1 protein-coding gene is annotated in these 275 nt (G+C 24.4%); it reads right to left on the reverse strand.

The annotated features are described in order from the left end of the window. The coding region (locus KK062_RS31305) for an excinuclease ABC subunit UvrA (RefSeq protein WP_254088122.1) at nucleotides 1-237 on the reverse strand (237 nt) is incomplete at its 3' end. Between the last annotated feature and the right edge of the window lie 38 nt (nucleotides 238-275).

Raw genomic sequence — 275 nt, forward strand, 5'->3', positions numbered from 1 at the left:
ACTTACACCTGTAATAACAGTTATTTGATTTTTTGGAATTGTAACCTCAACATACTTTAAATTGTTTTGCCTTCCTCCTTTTAAATAGATAGAGCTTTTATTATGACAAAGTGAATTTTTAATTGATTTATTTATTGATTTTGTAAATTTGAATTTCTTTTCTAGTTCAAGAGGATTGCCTAATTCTTTTATTTCCGAAATACCTAATATTTTTAACTGAGAAAAGATTGATTTCAAATAATCTTCAGGCAATTTTTCTATTAACAAATTAAGGT

The sequence above is a fragment of the Dawidia cretensis genome (genome assembly GCF_018598175.1).
GTDB classification, from domain to species: Bacteria; Bacteroidota; Bacteroidia; order Cytophagales; family Cyclobacteriaceae; genus Ohtaekwangia; species Ohtaekwangia cretensis.